The following is a 315-nucleotide window of genomic DNA, read 5'->3' as shown; positions in this document are numbered from 1 at the left end:
TTTGGGCGCCCTGTCGTGGTGCTTGCGCCGTGCTCCGACCCCCCGGTCGGGTGCGTGCGCCAACCCCCCAAGGAGCTTTTCTGATGAACACCACCATGCTGCGTAAGAGCGTTCTGGGTATCGCTGGTCTGGCTTTCGCCGGTGGCGTGTTCGCCGGCCCGGTGACCGAGGCCCACGCCGCCCCGGCGGTCGAGGCGAAGCCGGTCGCGGTGGTGCAGGCCGACAAGCCGGACAAGGGCAAGGGCAAGCTGATCCCGCACGGTGTGCAGGGCAAGCAGTCCCGCATCGACCTCAACGACGAGCAGACCAGGAACG

At 68.3% G+C, this 315-nt stretch carries 1 pseudogene; it reads left to right on the top strand.

Annotation, left to right across the window (positions count from 1 at the left end):
• Window positions 1-83: 83 nt before the first annotated feature.
• Window positions 84-315, top strand: a pseudogene (locus tag ACLQ2U_RS32230) (hypothetical protein); the annotation flags it as partial.

Source organism: Micromonospora sp. DT47, from assembly GCF_049844475.1.
In the GTDB taxonomy this organism is placed as follows: domain Bacteria; phylum Actinomycetota; class Actinomycetes; order Mycobacteriales; family Micromonosporaceae; genus Micromonospora.
This window is presented reverse-complemented; position numbering and strand designations above follow the sequence as displayed.